This window comes from Oceanimonas doudoroffii (genome assembly GCF_002242685.1).
Lineage (GTDB): Bacteria > Pseudomonadota > Gammaproteobacteria > Enterobacterales > Aeromonadaceae > Oceanimonas > Oceanimonas doudoroffii.
In genome coordinates this window covers 1,045,221-1,061,847 of the sequence record NZ_NBIM01000001.1, presented here as the reverse complement: position 1 = coordinate 1,061,847, position 16,627 = coordinate 1,045,221, and the positions used below count along the sequence as shown (strand labels likewise).

At 57.7% G+C, this 16,627-nt stretch carries 18 protein-coding genes and 4 tRNA genes; 9 read left to right on the top strand and 13 right to left on the bottom strand.

Translation table 11 applies throughout. From position 1 onward, the window contains the following. Positions 1–48: 48 nt before the first annotated feature. Positions 49–1,335, top strand: coding sequence for a 3-phosphoshikimate 1-carboxyvinyltransferase (gene aroA, locus B6S08_RS04920; protein WP_094199628.1), 1,287 nt, complete (start codon positions 49–51; stop codon positions 1,333–1,335). 51 nt (positions 1,336–1,386) lie between these two features. Here the strand turns inward: aroA and B6S08_RS04915 are convergent, their stop codons facing one another. After that, entirely contained in the window at positions 1,387–1,782 is a 396-nt protein-coding gene (locus B6S08_RS04915; RefSeq protein ID WP_094199627.1) for a MerR family transcriptional regulator, read from the bottom strand. A gap of 137 nt (positions 1,783–1,919) precedes the next feature. Here B6S08_RS04915 and B6S08_RS04910 point away from each other — a divergent pair, with 137 nt between their 5' ends. Beyond that, positions 1,920–2,417, top strand: coding sequence for a hypothetical protein (locus tag B6S08_RS04910; RefSeq protein ID WP_094200549.1), 498 nt, complete (start codon positions 1,920–1,922; stop codon positions 2,415–2,417). On the opposite strand, the gene B6S08_RS04905 is transcribed toward B6S08_RS04910, so the two are convergent. From B6S08_RS04905 to B6S08_RS18215, 6 genes are all read right to left on the bottom strand, one after another. Further along, a complete protein-coding gene (locus tag B6S08_RS04905; RefSeq protein ID WP_094199626.1) occupies positions 2,389–4,224 on the bottom strand; it encodes an EAL domain-containing protein in 1,836 nt (611 codons plus the stop codon). The genes B6S08_RS04910 and B6S08_RS04905 overlap by 29 nt on opposite strands. Before the next feature lie 214 nt (positions 4,225–4,438). Further along, a tRNA-Asn gene (locus B6S08_RS04900) sits at positions 4,439–4,514 on the bottom strand. A 14-nt stretch (positions 4,515–4,528) separates the two neighbouring features. Then, positions 4,529–4,604, bottom strand: a tRNA-Asn gene (locus B6S08_RS04895). Positions 4,605–4,618: 14 nt separating this feature from the next. Next, positions 4,619–4,694, bottom strand: a tRNA-Asn gene (locus tag B6S08_RS04890). A gap of 14 nt (positions 4,695–4,708) precedes the next feature. Next, positions 4,709–4,784 (bottom strand) — tRNA-Asn (locus tag B6S08_RS04885). Positions 4,785–4,865: 81 nt separating this feature from the next. Beyond that, positions 4,866–5,057: a hypothetical protein gene (locus B6S08_RS18215; protein WP_141202177.1), complete on the bottom strand. Its 192-nt coding sequence runs from the start codon at positions 5,055–5,057 to the stop codon at positions 4,866–4,868. A 610-nt stretch (positions 5,058–5,667) separates the two neighbouring features. On the opposite strand from B6S08_RS18215, the gene phbB reads away from it, so the two are divergent. The 5 genes from phbB to glnS all read left to right on the top strand — a co-directional run bounded on the left by phbB (position 5,668) and on the right by glnS (position 11,768). Continuing rightward, complete coding sequence (gene phbB / locus B6S08_RS04880) at positions 5,668–6,414, top strand: acetoacetyl-CoA reductase (protein WP_094199625.1); 747 nt, start codon at positions 5,668–5,670, stop codon at positions 6,412–6,414. Positions 6,415–6,450: 36 nt separating this feature from the next. Next, positions 6,451–7,662, top strand: a complete 1,212-nt coding sequence (locus B6S08_RS04875; RefSeq protein ID WP_094199624.1) for an acetyl-CoA C-acetyltransferase — start codon at positions 6,451–6,453, stop codon at positions 7,660–7,662. Between the two features lie 64 nt (positions 7,663–7,726). Then, complete coding sequence (locus B6S08_RS04870; protein WP_094199623.1) at positions 7,727–8,062, top strand: phasin family protein; 336 nt, start codon at positions 7,727–7,729, stop codon at positions 8,060–8,062. A 132-nt stretch (positions 8,063–8,194) separates the two neighbouring features. Further along, positions 8,195–9,973: a class I poly(R)-hydroxyalkanoic acid synthase gene (gene phaC / locus B6S08_RS04865; protein WP_094199622.1), complete on the top strand. Its 1,779-nt coding sequence runs from the start codon at positions 8,195–8,197 to the stop codon at positions 9,971–9,973. 133 nt (positions 9,974–10,106) lie between these two features. Next, positions 10,107–11,768, top strand: coding sequence for a glutamine--tRNA ligase (glnS, locus tag B6S08_RS04860; RefSeq protein WP_094199621.1), 1,662 nt, complete (start codon positions 10,107–10,109; stop codon positions 11,766–11,768). Positions 11,769–11,857: 89 nt separating this feature from the next. On the opposite strand, the gene fur is transcribed toward glnS, so the two are convergent. Next, entirely contained in the window at positions 11,858–12,289 is a 432-nt protein-coding gene (gene fur, locus B6S08_RS04855; protein WP_094199620.1) for a ferric iron uptake transcriptional regulator, read from the bottom strand. A 440-nt stretch (positions 12,290–12,729) separates the two neighbouring features. Here fur and B6S08_RS04850 point away from each other — a divergent pair, with 440 nt between their 5' ends. After that, on the top strand, positions 12,730–12,972 hold the full coding sequence (locus B6S08_RS04850) for an LPP leucine zipper domain-containing protein (protein ID WP_094199619.1): 243 nt from the start codon (positions 12,730–12,732) through the stop codon (positions 12,970–12,972). 93 nt (positions 12,973–13,065) lie between these two features. Here B6S08_RS04850 and B6S08_RS04845 read toward each other — a convergent pair whose 3' ends face one another. The 5 genes from B6S08_RS04845 to B6S08_RS04825 all read right to left on the bottom strand — a co-directional run bounded on the left by B6S08_RS04845 (position 13,066) and on the right by B6S08_RS04825 (position 15,977). After that, the gene (locus B6S08_RS04845; RefSeq protein WP_094199618.1) at positions 13,066–13,974 is read right to left on the bottom strand and encodes a L,D-transpeptidase family protein; all 909 of its coding nucleotides are present in this window, start codon (positions 13,972–13,974) and stop codon (positions 13,066–13,068) included. A gap of 101 nt (positions 13,975–14,075) precedes the next feature. Continuing rightward, positions 14,076–14,603 carry a flavodoxin FldA gene (gene fldA / locus B6S08_RS04840; RefSeq protein ID WP_094199617.1) on the bottom strand — a complete coding sequence of 176 codons (528 nt, stop codon included), beginning with the start codon at positions 14,601–14,603 and terminating at the stop codon, positions 14,076–14,078. A 43-nt stretch (positions 14,604–14,646) separates the two neighbouring features. Beyond that, a complete protein-coding gene (gene ybfE, locus B6S08_RS04835; RefSeq protein WP_094199616.1) occupies positions 14,647–14,931 on the bottom strand; it encodes a LexA regulated protein in 285 nt (94 codons plus the stop codon). A 3-nt stretch (positions 14,932–14,934) separates the two neighbouring features. Then, positions 14,935–15,156, bottom strand: a complete 222-nt coding sequence (locus B6S08_RS04830; RefSeq protein WP_094199615.1) for a DUF2788 domain-containing protein — start codon at positions 15,154–15,156, stop codon at positions 14,935–14,937. A gap of 56 nt (positions 15,157–15,212) precedes the next feature. Continuing rightward, positions 15,213–15,977, bottom strand: a complete 765-nt coding sequence (locus B6S08_RS04825; protein WP_094199614.1) for an alpha/beta fold hydrolase — start codon at positions 15,975–15,977, stop codon at positions 15,213–15,215. A 124-nt stretch (positions 15,978–16,101) separates the two neighbouring features. Between B6S08_RS04825 and seqA the strand changes: the two genes are divergently transcribed. Continuing rightward, positions 16,102–16,614, top strand: coding sequence for a replication initiation negative regulator SeqA (gene seqA / locus B6S08_RS04820; protein WP_094199613.1), 513 nt, complete (start codon positions 16,102–16,104; stop codon positions 16,612–16,614). The last annotated feature ends 13 nt before the right edge of the window (positions 16,615–16,627 follow it).

The following is a 16,627-nucleotide window of genomic DNA, read 5'->3' as shown; positions in this document are numbered from 1 at the left end:
TAACGTCAGGGTAGCTTCAAACGTTTTATCCCCATCTCCAGGAAGATTATGGAAAGTCTCAAACTATCTCCCATTGCCCGGGTGGCGGGCACGGTGAACCTGCCCGGCTCCAAGTCGGTGTCAAACCGTGCCCTGTTGCTGGCCGCGCTGGCCCAGGGTACCACCCGCCTGACCAACCTGCTCGACAGCGACGACATTCGCCATATGCTGGATGCGCTCAAACAGCTGGGAGTGCAGTATGAGCTCTCGGAAGACAAGACCGAGTGCGTGGTGCACGGACTGGGGCGGGCCTTCAGTGTCGGCGAGCCGGTGACCTTGTTTCTGGGCAATGCGGGCACCGCCATGCGGCCCCTGTGCGCCGCCCTGTGCCTGGGTACCGGCGAGTTTACCCTGACCGGTGAGCCGCGCATGTGGGAGCGTCCTATCGGCCATTTGGTGGATGCCCTGCGGGAAGCCGGCGCCGATATCAGCTACCTCAAGACCGACGGCTATCCACCGGTGTTTATCAACGGCAAGGGCCTGTGGGGCGGAGATGTGCATGTGGACGGCTCCGTCTCCAGCCAGTTTCTGACCGCCTTTCTGATGGCCGCCCCCATGGCGTCGGGTGATACTCGCATCCATATCAAGGGCGAGCTGGTGTCCAAGCCCTACATCGACATTACCCTGCACATCATGAAGCAGTTCGGTGTGGTGGTGGAGCACGACGACTACCAGACCTTTTACATTACCGGCAATCAGACCTATGTGTCGCCGGGCGCCTTTATGGTGGAAGGGGACGCTTCCTCTGCTTCCTATTTCCTCGCCGCCGGCGCCATCAAGGGCCGAGTGCGGGTTACCGGCATTGGCCGTGACAGCATTCAGGGCGACATTCGTTTTGCCGATGTGCTGGAAGCCATGGGGGCGAAGATCACCTGGGGTGACGACTTTATCGAGGCCGAGCATGTGGGTCCGCTGAAGGCGGTGGACATGGACATGAACCACATTCCCGATGCGGCCATGACCATTGCCACCACGGCCCTGTTTGCCGAAGGCACCACCCGCATCAGCAATATTTACAACTGGCGGGTGAAGGAAACCGACCGGCTTTACGCCATGGCCACCGAGCTGAAAAAGCTGGGTGTCGAGGTGGAAGAAGGGGAAGACTACCTGGTGGTGACCCCGGCGCCGGCGCTGCAGGAGGCGGAGATTGCCACCTACAATGATCACCGTATTGCCATGTGTTTTTCGCTGGTGGCGCTGAGTGACACTCCCGTGGTGATTCTGGATCCGGGCTGCACTTCCAAGACCTTTCCGGACTACTTCGACAAGCTGGCCAGCGTCAGCCACGACCAATAAATCAAAAGCCCCGCCAAGCGGGGCTTTTTCTTGCGTCTGACGTTTTATTTCTCAGTGGTGCTTCATTTTTTCCAGCGCTTCCTTTGCCTTGATATCGGCGGCGTCCAGCTCCGCCAGCACCTTTTCTATGTCGTCCTGCTGCTGCTGCAGCACGATGCGCTTTTCCGCGATCATGGCCACCATGGAGTGCAGCTGGGGCCGAGTGCTGTGCTCGGCATCATAGAGTTCGAACAACTCGCGCATTTCCGCCAGGCTGAACCCCAGGCGCTTGCCCCGTAGGGTCAGGGTGAGGCGAATTCTGTCCTTGTGGCTGTAAATACGGCTGTTGCCCTTGCGCTTGGGGGTGAGCAGACCCAGCTCCTCGTAATGACGCAGGGTTCGGGGGGTAATGTCAAACTCGTCGGCCAACTCGGATATGGTGTAGGTGACTTCCTTATTGGGCATCATGGCAACTCCTGCTACAGCTGAAAAACAAGTTTGAGCGGCGAACCTTACACCCAAGGTGACAGGCTGTGAAGTCCGGCTTTGACTCACACCGGCTATTACGCCAAGATTATTGCTTTATGGCAACCGGCGGAGACGGCGTGTTTATTTTCAAGGTCAGAGACGGCGAGGCGGCCAGGGCAGAAATTCGCATTCAGGCCCTGGACTGGAGCGAGCAGGGAGAGGTTGAATTCTGCTGCAACAGTGACGCCCTGGCGGTTGTGTTGCTGTCGGGTTGTCGCAGCGGCCGGGGCCATTTTGAGCTGCTCGCCGGCGCCAAGCCCATGGACGTGGAGCAGTGGCTGGATTACCTGCAGGAGCAGGGCCGCTTGTCCCAGGTTGAAGTCACCATTCACAGCCCCCTGGATGACGGCTACGCTGCACTGACCGGTCTGGACGAAGAGCAGGTACAGACCCTGCTGCAGTTGGTGTACAAGGTGGGGGGCTTTAACCGCCTGCAGATCATGCGCTACCTCAAGCACCGCAACAATGCCTCAACCATGTCTACCCGCTACAGTCCGGAAGAGCTCACCCGCTACCGCCACCTGGGTGAGCTTATCAACTACCTGATCAAGCTGAAGTCAGCGTCAGCCCCTTGAAGCCGGTCAGGGGCACCGGTTTGCTGACGAGATAACCCTGCACGCCGTCAATATACATGGTTTCCAGCATGCGTTTCTGATCTTCGGTTTCCACGCCTTCCGCCACCACGTGGCAGCCCAGGCGCTGGGCCAGGTCGATGATCATGCGCACAAACTGCTGGTTAGCGCTGTCGTCTTCCAGGTGGTGCACCAGCTCAGGATCCAGCTTGACGTAGTCCGGTTTGAGCTCTTTCAGCAGCCGAAAGGAGCCATAGCCGTGACCGAACTTGCTGATCGCCGAGCGGGCGCCGGTGCGGCGTATCATTTCCAGCAGGCGCTTGCCGTTGGTTAGCTGATGTTCAAGGACGTGTTCGTCGAGTTCAAATACCAGGGCGGCGGTTACATTGATATTGCGCATCAGCACTCGTTCCAGCCAGATCAGAAAGGAATTCTGCTGCAGGCTGGCCGGTGTCAGGTTGATGGCCCAGCGCTGGGCCGGCACCTCACAGGCCGCCACCTGGCGCAGTATCATTTCGATGATCTTCTGCTCAAACAGCATCGACATGCCCAGGCGCTGCAACATGGCGAACACGGTAGAAGCGGGGTAGTTGCCACCCTTGTCGTTGGGAAAATGGGTAAAGATTTCGTTGTAGCCGGGCAGGGAAGGCTTCAGCAATCGGGCCGGCTGCACCATCAGCCGCACCTTGTCACCTTCCAGAATGCTTTGCAGCCGCTGGCGCCACTGGCTTTCCCCCATGTCTTCATCGTCGCTGTTCTTCAGCACCACCCGCCAGCCGTTGGGCTCGCCGCTTTGAGCCTGGGCCAGGGCAGAGTCGGCCCGGATCAGCACGCTTTCCGGCGACTGACCCGGCAGCAGCTGGGTAAAGCCGATATAGGCGGCACAGTCCAGCTCGTGCACATGCTGGTAATGATGCAGTTCCTGTCGCAGCTGGCCACCCAGGCTCTTGGCCAGGGGATTGCACTGGCCTTCCAGCAGCACGGCGATGTCGCTGCCGTTCACACGATAGGCATGGGCGCCCGGGTGGGTTTGAATGACCTTGCGGATCAGACGGGAAATGTCCTGTAGATACTGATCACCGGCCTGAAAGCCGTTGCGGCTGTTGATGTCCTGCAATGAGCTGGCCCGCACCAGCATCAGGGTGGCGGTGGCCAGGCGGTTTTCGTTACCCAGCATGTGGATCAGGTCTCGGCGAAAGGCAAAGCGGTTGCCCAGGGTGGTCAGGCTGTCCTGCTGGCTTTGCAGACGGGCGGCATCCAGCTCCTTTTGCAGTGCATTGAGCTGCTCTTTATGTTGCTGATGCAGATCGCTGATGCTTTTGGCAATCGCATCCGGGCCGGCGGCGGCCCCGGCCAGCTCTGCATTTTGCAGCATGGCCTGCAGGGTGTGTTGCCGCTGGGTCTGTTGCCGGCGCCAGCGATAATAAAGGCCGCCAAACAGCAGCAGGGTGGCGACGACAAGGGGCAGGGAAGTGGACAACCAGTGCCGGGTTGCCGGTCCGGTGTTCAGCAGGTAAAACACGGCGCCCTGCTCCACCTCCAGTTGCTGAATGGAGGCGCTGTCGCCAAACCACCAGGCCTTGCCCGTTTCACCGGGAGGGGCTTGGTGGTAAATGTCGGCGACGCCGGGCAGCGTCAGGGGAGCGGGCTCGGCCTGCTGGTTCAAGCGGGTGGCCAGTTGCTGTCGGGCAAGCCGTTCCTGATCTCCCAGGGCGTTTAACGCCGACCACCAGGGCAGCAGCAGACTCAGCAGTATAAAGACGGTGGCACCCAGCAACAGGGACCGGCCAAAGGGAGGTGCTCCCCGCATAGTCAGCATCCTTGTGAAAATGGTATGAATAACAATGTGATATATGGATAAAAGGACTCATTCTGTCGCTGTTATAATGGGACAACCCCTCGGGATTGACAAGAAAATTGCGGTCTCGCTTGGGCCGGGTCTTGAACAGCAGGCAGAGAGTCAGGGAAGGGCTGTGCCATACGTGCACAAAAAAACCGGCACTGGGCCGGTTTTTTTTAATGATTGGCTCCCCCTGCTGGACTTGAACCAGCGACATACGGATTAACAGTCCGCCGTTCTACCGACTGAACTAAGGGGGAACAACTTTTCAAACTGGCTCCCCCTGCTGGACTTGAACCAGCGACATACGGATTAACAGTCCGCCGTTCTACCGACTGAACTAAGGGGGAACAACTTTTCAAACTGGCTCCCCCTGCTGGACTTGAACCAGCGACATACGGATTAACAGTCCGCCGTTCTACCGACTGAACTAAGGGGGAACAACTTTTCAAACTGGCTCCCCCTGCTGGACTTGAACCAGCGACATACGGATTAACAGTCCGCCGTTCTACCGACTGAACTAAGGGGGAAGAGGCATCGCTTGAATGCGTGGCGCATGTTAAAGGCTGCCCCTTAGGCTGTCAACAGCGAATATGGCTTTCCCTGTGAAATCAGACTGTTTGCTGCAATTGTGTGCGGATGAGGGTGAAATCTTCACCTTTGCGGTTATAAAGCGTGCGCTGCCTGGGTGTGGTGTATTGAGCTGAATAAAAACGCCGGTGACGAACCGGGCCAGGGCCTCGTCGGCCTGGAACAATCCGCGGCTTGTTTCTTGGTTTACCACCCTGATATTCGCGCTGCATGGTACATCTCTTGCAGTAGGGTATTCTGAACCTGGCTTATCGGGCAAACACGGTCGCCAGCGCCCCATTGTAGTGAAGCAGTTTATTTGGAGGCTTCTTTTTGGTGCGCCGAAGCACGAAATTCTATTAACAAGTGAGGGCAGGGTTATTTGCAAAATGAAATAATAAACCGGTGGTGCAGAAGTATAACATGGCACTGTAAATACAATGTTAAATGTCAATGTTATGAGTTGATGAATTAAAAAATTCATTGGCCTGTTTTTTGACTTCGAGTTTATTTTTACGGTAAAGGAAGGTGGTGCTATGGGCCGCTTTAATGCCGATGGTAAGGCTGTTACTGTCTGTTTTTAAGGGTATTTATGGTTCGGTTAAGCGAATTGTCAACGCGGTAAATAGAGCATGTTTTTTTTCATTTTTAGTGATTATTTTAATGCATTTGTCATGAAGATCTGGTTATAGTGGTTTTGCTCGAGCAGGGAGTTGGTTCGAGTGTTGTATATAGTAAAACAGATGTGTCAGTAGTACTTGTTGGCAGATTTCGCCGGCAATGTTCACAAAATTTAAAGTTTGGCTTTTCTTTTTATTGTATATCCAAAGGAGTGATGTATTCATGACCGACAAGAAAATCGCTTTGGTTACCGGCGCTGCGGGTGGAATTGGCACAGAAGTTTGTCGTTTGTTTGTAGACAATGGCTACAAGGTGCTGGCCACTCACCGTCCAGGCAAGGAACAGCAGGCTGCCAGCTGGCTGCAGGAACAGGGCCTGGCCGGCAAGGACGTACAGCTGTTGGCTCTGGATGTGAGCGACCATGAAGCGATTGGCAAGGTGCTGGCCGAAACTCTGCGTGAGCTGGGCCACATCGATGTGCTGGTCAACAACGCCGGCATTACCCGTGACGCCACCTTTAAAAAGATGTCCTGGGATCAGTGGAAAGAAGTCATGGATACCAACCTGAACAGCCTGTTCAGCGTAACCCAGCCGATTTTCAATCAGATGTGCGAGCAGGGCAGTGGCCGCATTATCAATATCTCCTCCGTAAACGGCCTCAAGGGTCAGTATGGTCAGGCCAACTACTCTGCCGCCAAGGCCGGCATGATCGGTTTCACCAAGGCGCTGGCCGCCGAAGGCGCCCGTTTTGGCGTGACCGTGAACGCCGTGGCGCCCGGCTACACCGCCACCCCCATGGTGACCGCCATTCGTGAAGACGTGCTCGACTCCATCAAGGCCACCATTCCGCTCAAGCGACTGGCTACCACGGAAGAAGTGGCCGGTGCCGTACTTTACCTGGCCGGCGAGCACGGTGGTTATGTGACCGGTGAAACCCTGTCGGTCAACGGCGGCCTGTACATGCAATAACCCCTTTGGTTCTGTTTAACGGAGTGAACACACATTATGTCTGAACCTGTATATATTGTTGCGGCCAAGCGTACTCCCATCGGTGCGTTCCTGGGCTCACTGAAAACCGTTTCTCCCGCCGACCTGGCCGCGGCCGCCATCAAGGGCGCCCTGGAGCAGGCCAAGCTGTCCGGTAACGATATCAACGAAGTGATCGTGGGCAACGTGGTCAGCGCCGGTCAGGGCATGGGCATCGGCCGTCAGGCCGCCCTGGCCGCCGGCATTCCCGCCGGCATTCCGGCCTATACCCTGAACATGGTATGTGGCAGCGGCATGAAGACCCTGATGGACGCCTGTGCCCACATCAAGGCCGGTGACGCCGAGGTGGTCGTGGCCGCCGGCTGTGAAAACATGTCGCAAATTCCCCATGTGGTCAAAGGTGACCTGCGCAACGGTCAGAAGATGGGGGACATGAGTCTGTCCGATCTGCTGATCAGCGACGGCCTGACCGACGTGTTCAATCAGTACCATATGGGCGTGACCGCCGAAAATGTGGTGGCCCAGGAAAACATCAGCCGCGAAGAGCAGGACGCCCTGGCCGTGGCCAGTCAGTCCAAGGCGGTGGCCGCCATCGAAGCGGGCTTCTTCAAAGACGAAATCGTGCCGGTGGAAGTGAAAACCCGCAAGGCCGTGGTGACCTTTGACACCGACGAATACCCCAAGGCCGGCACCACCACCGACGGTCTGTCCCAGCTGCGTCCTGCATTCAAACGTGAAGGTGGTTCGGTGACCGCCGGTAACGCATCCGGCATCAACGACGGTGGCAGTGCCATCATCGTGGCCAGCAAGTCTGCCGTTGAACGCCTGGGCCTGACGCCGCTGGCCGAAGTGGTGAGCTATGGCCAGGGTGGTATCGATCCGGAAATCATGGGCCTGGGTCCGGTGCCGGCCATTGGTCAGGCGCTAGACAAGGCTGGCCTAAAACTGACCGACATCGAGCGTTTTGAACTGAATGAAGCCTTTGCCGGCCAGGCCCTGGGCGTGGTACGCCAACTGGCTCGCGAGCACGATGTGACCGAGCAGGCCGTGCTGGAAAAAACCAACAAGAATGGTGGCGCCATTGCCCTGGGTCACCCCCTGGGTGCTTCAGGCAACCGCATCATGGTTACCCTGCTGTATGAGCTGCAGCGCAGCAATACCAGCCTGGGTCTGGCCTCCCTGTGCGTGGGCGGCGGCATGGGTACCGCCGTTATCCTCAAGCGGGTGTAAACAACAGCAAGGCGGTGGCAGCCCGCCGCCTTATTCAGCGAATCTCAGTTTAAAGGACATTGCCATGTACACGGATATTTTCAAAACCTTCAACGATCAGACCGAAAAAGCCTTTGGCCCCCTGTATCAGTACAACCAGCTGGTTGCCAAGAACTTTACCGCCCTGACCAACCTGCAGCTTGAGGCCGCCCGTCAGTATGCCGACATCGGTCTGGCCCAGTTGCAGAGCAACAGCCAGGTACGGGATGTGCAAAGCCTGGTGACCAGTGGCGCCAAGCAGCTGGAAACCATGACTCGTATCAGCCAGCAGATGATTGAAGACGGCAAGAAACTGGCCGACCTGGCCCAGGAGTTCAAGGCCGGAATCGACGGCCTGGCCGCCGACGCCGCCAAGCAGTAAGCCGGCGCAGTCTTTCCGATTGTTGGTTATGAAGGGAAGGGGCCGCAGGGCCCCTTCCTGCTTGCCAGGTAACCTTCGCCGGGCAAGCTTTGCCGTGAACAGCGGTCACCTTTTCATGCAGGGAGGGACATAATGGAACAGAATACTTTTCAGGGCGGTGATCCCATACACCAGTTTTTTCAGTGGAATGAAAGCGTTTGGGCCGACATTCAGCGCAGCCGTCTGGGCGACAATCCGGTTACCGACGCCCTGTCGCAGGTCAATGCCGAAGACCTGAAAACCTTTTACGATGCGGTGGCCGCCAATCCGGTGCGGTTGCTGGAAATGCAGATGCAATGGTGGCAGGGACAGCTTGCCATCTGTCAGAACAGCATGGTCAGGGCGCTGGATTCCAGCGCCGACAGCGTGATTAACGATCCTCCCGGCGATCGACGCTTTCAGTACAAGGCCTGGAAGGATGATCCCAATTTTGACTTTCTGCGCCAGTCCTACCTGCATTTCGCCAACTCCCTGATGCAGACCCTCGAAGTGGTGGAAGGTTTGCCGGAGCCGGCACGTCAACGCCTGATCTTCTTTTTCCGCCAGACCATCAATGCGCTCTCGCCCACCAACTTCCTGTGGAGTAATCCGGAGCTGTTGCACCGCACCCTGGAAGAAAAGGGCGCCAACCTGGTCAAGGGCATCGGCCTGTTTCAGGAAGACCTGGCCAACAGCGCCAACTTGCTGAAAATTCGCATGACCCGCCAGTCCGCCTTTGAGCTGGGCAAGGATCTGGCCACCACCCCGGGCGAGGTGGTGTTCCGCAACGATGTGTTTGAGCTTATCCAGTATGGTGCCAGCACCGCCAAGGTGCATCAGACCCCACTGCTGGTGATTCCGCCCTTTATCAACAAGTTTTATATTCTGGATCTGCGGGAGCAGAACTCCCTGGTGCGCTGGCTTCGGGACCAGGGCCACACCGTGTTCCTCATGTCCTGGCGCAATCCGGGCAAGGAGCAGGCCAGCATCGGTTTTCAGGATCTGATCAACGCAGGCTCAATGGAAGCCATTCGTGTCATCGAACGCATCACCGGTGAAAAGGAAGTCAATGCCATCGGCTACTGCATCGGCGGCACCTTGCTGGCCAGCACCATGGCACTTTACGCCGCCCGACGCATGAAGCCACGAGTGAAGAGCGCTACCTTCCTGACCACCCTGCTCGACTTTACCCAGCCCGGGGAAGTGGGCGTGTTTATCAATGATCCCGTGGTCAGCGCCATGGAGCAGATGAATGACGCTCAGGGGTATTTTGATGGCCGCCAGATGGCGGTGACCTTTAGCCTGTTGCGGGAAAACAGCCTGTACTGGAACTATTACATCGACAACTACCTCAAGGGCGAGGAGCCGGCGGACTTCGACATCCTTTACTGGAATAGCGACAGTACCAACCTGAGCGCCACCTGTGCCAGCTTCCTGCTGCGGGAGCTTTATCTCGACAACAAGCTGAGCAAGGGCGAGGTCAAGGTCGGCAACTTCGGTGTCGATCTGTCCAAGGTACAGACCCCCAGCTATTTCCTCTCTACCAAGGATGATCATATCGCCCTCTGGGACGCCACCTTCAACGGCTCACGGCTGCTGGGGGGGGACACCACCCTGGTGTTGGGCGAGTCGGGCCACGTGGCCGGGGTGGTCAATCCGCCCGCCAAGAATAAATACGGCTACTGGCTGAGCGACGCGTCCTTTGAGTCGGCGGAGCAATGGCTGGCGTCGGCCAAACGGGAAGAGGGCTCCTGGTGGCCCCACTGGCAACAGTGGGCGGCGCCCTACCTGGGCAAACAGGTGGATGCCCGTGCCGTTGGCAACACCGAGTGTCCTGGATTGATGCCGGCACCGGGCCGCTATGTGCAGCAGACCCTGCCGGTAGAAGAGTAATATTAAGCCGCCTGTGGGCGGCTTTTCCGCTTTTGGCTCCTTTATCATGGCGGGCCTATTGAGCCGTGCGCCGGAATCATGGATCATGGTCGTTTGATCCCATCACACCATTTTCCAGTTCGAGGTGCATTGAATGAGTCAGGCGGACCACAGTCCCAGCAATTTCATTCGTCAGATCATTGATGAAGATCTGGCCAGCGGCAAGCATCAGTCGGTGCAGACCCGTTTTCCTCCGGAGCCGAACGGCTATCTGCACATTGGCCACGCCAAATCCATCTGCCTGAACTTCGGTATTGCCGAACACTACCAGGGCAAGTGCAACCTGCGCTTTGACGACACCAACCCCGAAAAGGAAAGTGTGGAATACGTCGAGTCCATCAAACGTGACGTGCAGTGGCTGGGCTTTCAATGGAGTGGCGACATTCACTATTCCTCCGACTATTTCGAAATGCTGTATGGCTACGCCGTTGAGTTGATCGAAAAGGGGCTGGCCTATGTGGATGAGCTTACTCCCGAGCAAATTCGCGAATATCGCGGCACCCTGACCAGCCCGGGCCGTAACAGCCCCTACCGGGACCGCCCGGTGGAGGAAAACCTTGAGCTGTTCACCCGCATGCGCAACGGCGAGTTCAAGGAAGGCACCGCCTGCCTGCGCGCCAAAATCGACATGGCGTCCTCCTTTATGGTGATGCGCGATCCGGTCATTTACCGGGTGCGATTTGCCCATCACCACCAGACCGGTGACCAGTGGTGCATCTACCCCATGTACGACTTTACCCACTGTATCTCCGATGCGCTCGAGGGCATTACCCACTCCCTGTGTACCCTGGAGTTTCAGGACAACCGCCGGCTTTATGACTGGGTGCTCGACAACATCAGCATCGACTGTCACCCGCGCCAGTATGAGTTCTCCCGGCTCAACCTGGAATACACCGTCATGTCCAAGCGCAAGCTCAACCAGCTGGTGACCGACGGTCATGTTGAGGGCTGGAACGATCCGCGCATGCCTACCATCTCCGGCCTGCGTCGCCGCGGCTATACGCCGGCGGCCATTCGCGAGTTCTGCCGCCGCATCGGCGTGACCAAGCAGGACAACACCGTGGAAATGGGCATGCTCGAAGCTTGCATTCGTGACGATCTCAACGATAACGCCCCCCGCGCCATGGCGGTGCTGCGGCCGGTGAGGCTGGTGATCGAAAACCTGGCCGAAGGCCACGAGGAGATCCTCAAGGCCCCCAACCATCCCAATAAGCCCGAGATGGGCGAGCGGGAGCTGCCTTTTACGCGGGAAATCTTCATCGACGAGGCCGATTTCCGCGAAGAAGCCAACAAGAAATACAAGCGGCTGGTGCTGGGCAAGGAAGTGCGTCTGCGCAACGCCTATGTGATCAAGGCGGAGCGGGTGGAAAAGGACGAGGCCGGCAATATCACCACCATTTACTGCAGCTATGACCCCGATACCCTGGGTAAGGATCCGGCCGACGGCCGTAAGGTCAAGGGGGTGATCCACTGGGTGTCCGCCAGCCATGGGGTGCCTGCCGAGGTACGTCTCTATGATCGTCTGTTCGCTGTGCCCAACCCGGGTGCGGCCGAGTCTTTTGAGGCGGCCCTGAACCCGAATTCCCTGCAGGTGCTGAGTCAGGCGGTGGTGGAGCCGTCCCTGGCGGCGGCGCCGGCGGAGCGGGCCTGTCAATTTGAGCGGGAAGGCTATTTCTGCCGCGACAGCGAGTCCGATGTGCTGGTGTTCAACCTCACGGTGGCACTGCGCGACTCCTGGGGCAAGGAAGACGCCTGATGGTATTGCCCGGGCGCCTCGGCGCCTGGGCTTCAGCCACAAAAAAGCCGCAGCATCTGCTGCGGCTTTTTTGTGGCTGGGGTAATGACTTACTCGTCGTTATGATCGCACTCGTCGTTGGTGCAGTGGCCATAGAGATACAGGCTGTGGTTGGTCAGCTTGATATTGAACTGACCGGCGATGTCACGCTGGCGCTGCTCAATAACCTCGTCGTGAAACTCAATGACCTTGCCGCAGTCCAGGCACACCAGGTGGTCGTGATGCTCCTGGGTGGCCAGTTCAAACACCGACTTGCCGCCTTCGAAATGGTGACGGGTCACGATGCCGGCGTCGTCAAACTGGTTCAGAACCCGATATACGGTAGCCAGGCCGATCTCCTCGCCCTGGTCAATCAGCAGTTTGTACAGCTCCTCTGCGCTCACGTGCTGCGTTTCAGGTTGCTGTAACAGCTCCAGGATCTTGACCCGGGGAAGCGTCACCTTGAGTCCTGCTTTTTTCAGTGCTTGGTTGTTGTCGGCCATAAAATCAACGATTCACATTTCATTTGGGTATTGCCTTTAATTTTGCTTGTTCCTGCCGGTAAAGGCAACCCGAATTCGTTCGGCAGCCAAATGCCGGCGGCAAGATGAAAGTCGGCATTTGGCTGTGGCTGGCTTGCCGTATGCAGGCGCTTCAGTTGAAAGTGAGAGACTCGACGAAATCCGACGTGTCCCGCAATCCAATAGCGAGTAATTTGGGTTTACCCATATTAGTATGAAAAAGGAAAGGCGGTTGGCTGACCGACATGCATCACTTAAATCAAGTGTGCAAAAAAACGGCAAACAAACGCTTAATCATGATGTTAAGCAAATTTTCCTAATGTCATGGTCTATAAAATAATTTGCGGTAAGTGCTGAACTTCGTTCATACTTAGCTCGCCAATGTGGTCTTTTTGACTCCCATTTAAAACAAGGAGCAGGTAATGCGTAATAAAATGATGATGGTTGGTGGTGTTGTTGGTGCCCTGATGCTGGCCGGTTGTAGCTCCACTACCGCTCTGGAAGAGAAGCTGGACAGCCTGGCCCAGGACGTACAAGCCGTGCAGCAGGGCCAGCAGGCCAACTCTGCCAAGATCGACCGTCTGGCTGCCGACGTTGCCGAAGCTCGTGCTTCTGCCGACCGCGCCAACTCTCGCCTGGACCAGATGGGCCGTTACACCAAGTAACACGAATTCTGGAATGCCAAAAAGGCCTGACGAAAGTCAGGCCTTTTTTTATGACTGATATTCAAAGGGGCGTGAAACGCCCCGACAGGACGATCAGTATTCGGTCTGGCCCACCAGCTGCGGCGTGGCCTGCTGCTGGCTGATAATGCGTTCCAGGGTGCTGCGGTCAAGGCCATTCTGCAGCAGCGGTGCCAGCTGGCTCATGTCGAGCGGGCGGGTATCAACGTGGCCCTCGGGGGTCAGGGGCTCGTGAGACTCCACAAAGGTCTGGCCGTATTCGTCGGTGCTGACCTTGAGCGCCTGGTTCACGATTTGTACACGGGTGCCTTTATTCACCTGGGCAAACAGCCATTCCACATGCTCAGGATACATGCGAATGCAGCCGGCGCTGGAACGCAGGCCCACGTCCAGGGGATCATTGGTGCCGTGGATCAGGTATTCACCGCTGCCATAGGCCAAGCGCATGGCGTATTCACCCAGGGGGTTGTCGGGGCCGGCGGGCACCACGGCCGGCAGGGGGATACCTTTGGCGGCATATTCCTTGCGGGTGGTGGCGGTGGGGGTCCAGGTGGGGTTTTCCCGCATCTGGGAAATACTGGTCACCATCTCGGGGGTGGCGCGGCCAACCCGGCCGATGCCGATGGGAAACACATATACCTGCTCTTCATTTTCGGGGTAGTAGTACAGGCGCAGCTCAGCCAGGTTGATCACGATACCCTGGGTCTCGGCCCGGGGCAGCAGCAGCTGGTTGGGAATGACAACCCGATCACCGGGTTGCAGCAGCAGCAGATCCTGATCCGGGTTGGCGGCCATGACCAGAATGGGGCTGACGCCGTAGTAGCGGGCCAGGGCGGCCAGGGTGTCACCTTCCTGGGCGGTATGAATCACAATCTGACCTACCGGCTGGCCTTTGTCTTCCGGCAGGGGCAGGGGGCGAACCGCCGCCTGGGCCAGTGATACCGGCAACAGTAGGGCCAGCAGTATAGCGCTCAACAGTTTCATGGTGTGGTTCTCTCAGTCTCTGGTTTGAACAGGGCATCATACTCTTGTACGACGAAAAAGGGATGCGCCCTGCGCATCCCTTAAAGACCCGGATTGTCGTGTTATGCTTCCAGCTCTTGCAGGCACATTTCTTCGTAAAGCTGTTTGCACCAGGCCTTGACCCTGTCCTGGGTCAGCTCGGGCTGACGGTCTTCATCAATGCCCAGGCCCACGAAATGGGCGTCGTCCACCAGGGCGCGGGATGCCTCGAAATCATAGCCGTCGGTAGACCAGTGGCCGATGATAATGGCGCCCTTGGGCTCGATGATGTCCTTCAGGGTGCCCATGGCGTCAAGGAAATACTCGGCGTAGTCTTCCTGATCACCGCAGCCAAAGATGGCAACCAGCTTGTCATTGAAGTCGATCTGTTCCAGCTCGGGGAAAAAGTCGTCCCAGTCCGCCTGGGATTCGCCATAGTACCAGGTGGGAATACCCAGCAGCAGCAGATCAAAACCGGCGATGTCTTCCTTGGTGCTTTTGGCGATATCGTGTACCTCGACCAGATGCTTGCCCAGCTCTTTCTGGATCATCTTGGCCACGGCTTCGGTATTGCCGGTATCACTTCCAAAAAACAGACCTACACTTGCCATAATTATGCCGTACCTGTTGAAAATGTATTGTTGAATCCTGGCCTTAGTCCAGATCCTGCTGAGCCAGCTGTTGCAGCAGCAGGACCTCGATCAGCTCGGCTCGGCTGAGCCGGCGTTCATCGGCCAGAAGGTTGAGTTTACTGAACAGTTGCTCATCTACCTTGAGCTCGATGCGGCGCAGGCCGCGCTCGCGATCCCGTCTGAGCTGGTTACGCTTGTTGAGCCTGAGCTGAGCCTGCCGGGGCAGGGGGTTGGTCTTGGGTCTGCCGGGGCGACGCTCGTCGGCAAACAAGTCCAGCGTGGTTCTGTCCGCCTCTTGTTTGGCCATGGTTCAACCGATACCGCCGCTTTCCCAGGCCGCCTCGATAATGCCCTTGGCAACAAAACCGGCACAGCCCAGAAACAGCACCAGCCACACAATGTAGCGACCAAATTTGGGCACGTTACCGCGCTTGAGCACATCCTGAATGGCCAGCCCAATCAGCAAAAAAATGACCACGAAAAACAGCTTCAGGCCTAGGCTTTCAAGCAGCTCGATTTGATCCAATGACATTCTGTTGACCGACCGATAAGAATGGGCGCCACTATAGCACAAAGCCAATCGGGCTGTTAACCGACTCCAAGCAGGAAATCCCGCACCAGCCGGTTGAAGGTCTGCGGCTTTTCCGCATGCAGCCAGTGGCCGGCATTGGCGATGACATGGGCCTTTGCCCGGGGAAACTGGGCGGCCACTTCGGGCTGGTGTTCGGGCAGCAGGTAGTCGGAGTCGCCACCCTTGATAAAGAGCACCGGTTGCTCATAAGGCGTGCTCAGGCCGGGCCAGTCCATGATGCTCGAATACGACCGGGACAGAACAGGAACATTGAAGCGCCAGCCGGCCTCGGCGGGCACGAAGGATTTAAGCAAAAACTGGCGCACGCCGGGTTCATTTACATGCTCGGCGAGCACCGCTTCGGCCTCCTTGCGGCTTTGACTACCGGCCTTCAGCACCGCCTGCAAGCCGGCAAAAACAGCCTGATGACGGGCCTTGTGGTAGGCCACCGGCGCCATGTCGGCCACCACCAGGGCGCGTATCCGTTCCGGTGCCAGGCCGGCGGCCATCATGATGGCCTTGCCCCCCATGGAGTGTCCCACCAGGGCGGGTCTGTCCAGTTGCAGCTGATCGGCCAGGGCCAGCAGATCGCCGGCCATGGCGGCATAGCTCATGTCATCGCTGCGGGGCGACAGGCCATGATTACGCAGATCCACGGCGATCACGTCAAAGTGCTCCGCCAGCTCCCGGCTCAGGCCATTGAGGTTGTCGAGGCTGCCAAACAGGCCGTGTACCAGCATGACCGGTATGCCCTGGCCCTGGCGACGATAATTCAGTTGCATGGATACTCGAGGGTTGTGTTGACATCAGGGAGTCATATTGTTGCTTGCCTCGCTGGCGGGCGCAACCCGCTTGGGCCGCGGCGCCGCTCCATGTATAATCGCCCACTCTTCACTGGGAGTGGATATGCCAGAAAAAATGATGAAAACCATAGAGGTGGATGAAGAGCTCTACCGTTATATCGCCAGCAACACGCGGCATATTGGCGAGAGCGCCTCGGATATTCTGCGCCGCCTGCTGAAACTGGATAATCAGGCCGACGTCGAGACGGTAACGCCGGCGGCACCTGCCCGGGCCCAGGGCGAAGGAGTGCTGCGTATGCTGGAGTCTGGTGCGCTGGCCGCCCAGGATTCGGCCATTGAGCGCTTTATGACGATCCTAGCGGTACTTTACCGGGAAAATCCCGCCGCCTTTGCCCAGGCTTCGGACATCAAGGGCCGCAAACGCATTTATTTCGCCGACTCTGAAACGGCGCTGCTGGCCGCGGGCAACACCACCAAGCCCCGCCCGATTGAGGGCAGCCCCTACTGGGTGATCACCAATACCAATACCGGCCGCAAGCGCAATATCGTCGCGCAGCTGATGGCCGCCATGGGCTATGCCCACGGCCTGATCGAGCGGGTCAGCCAGAGCATCTGAATACATCAAGGAC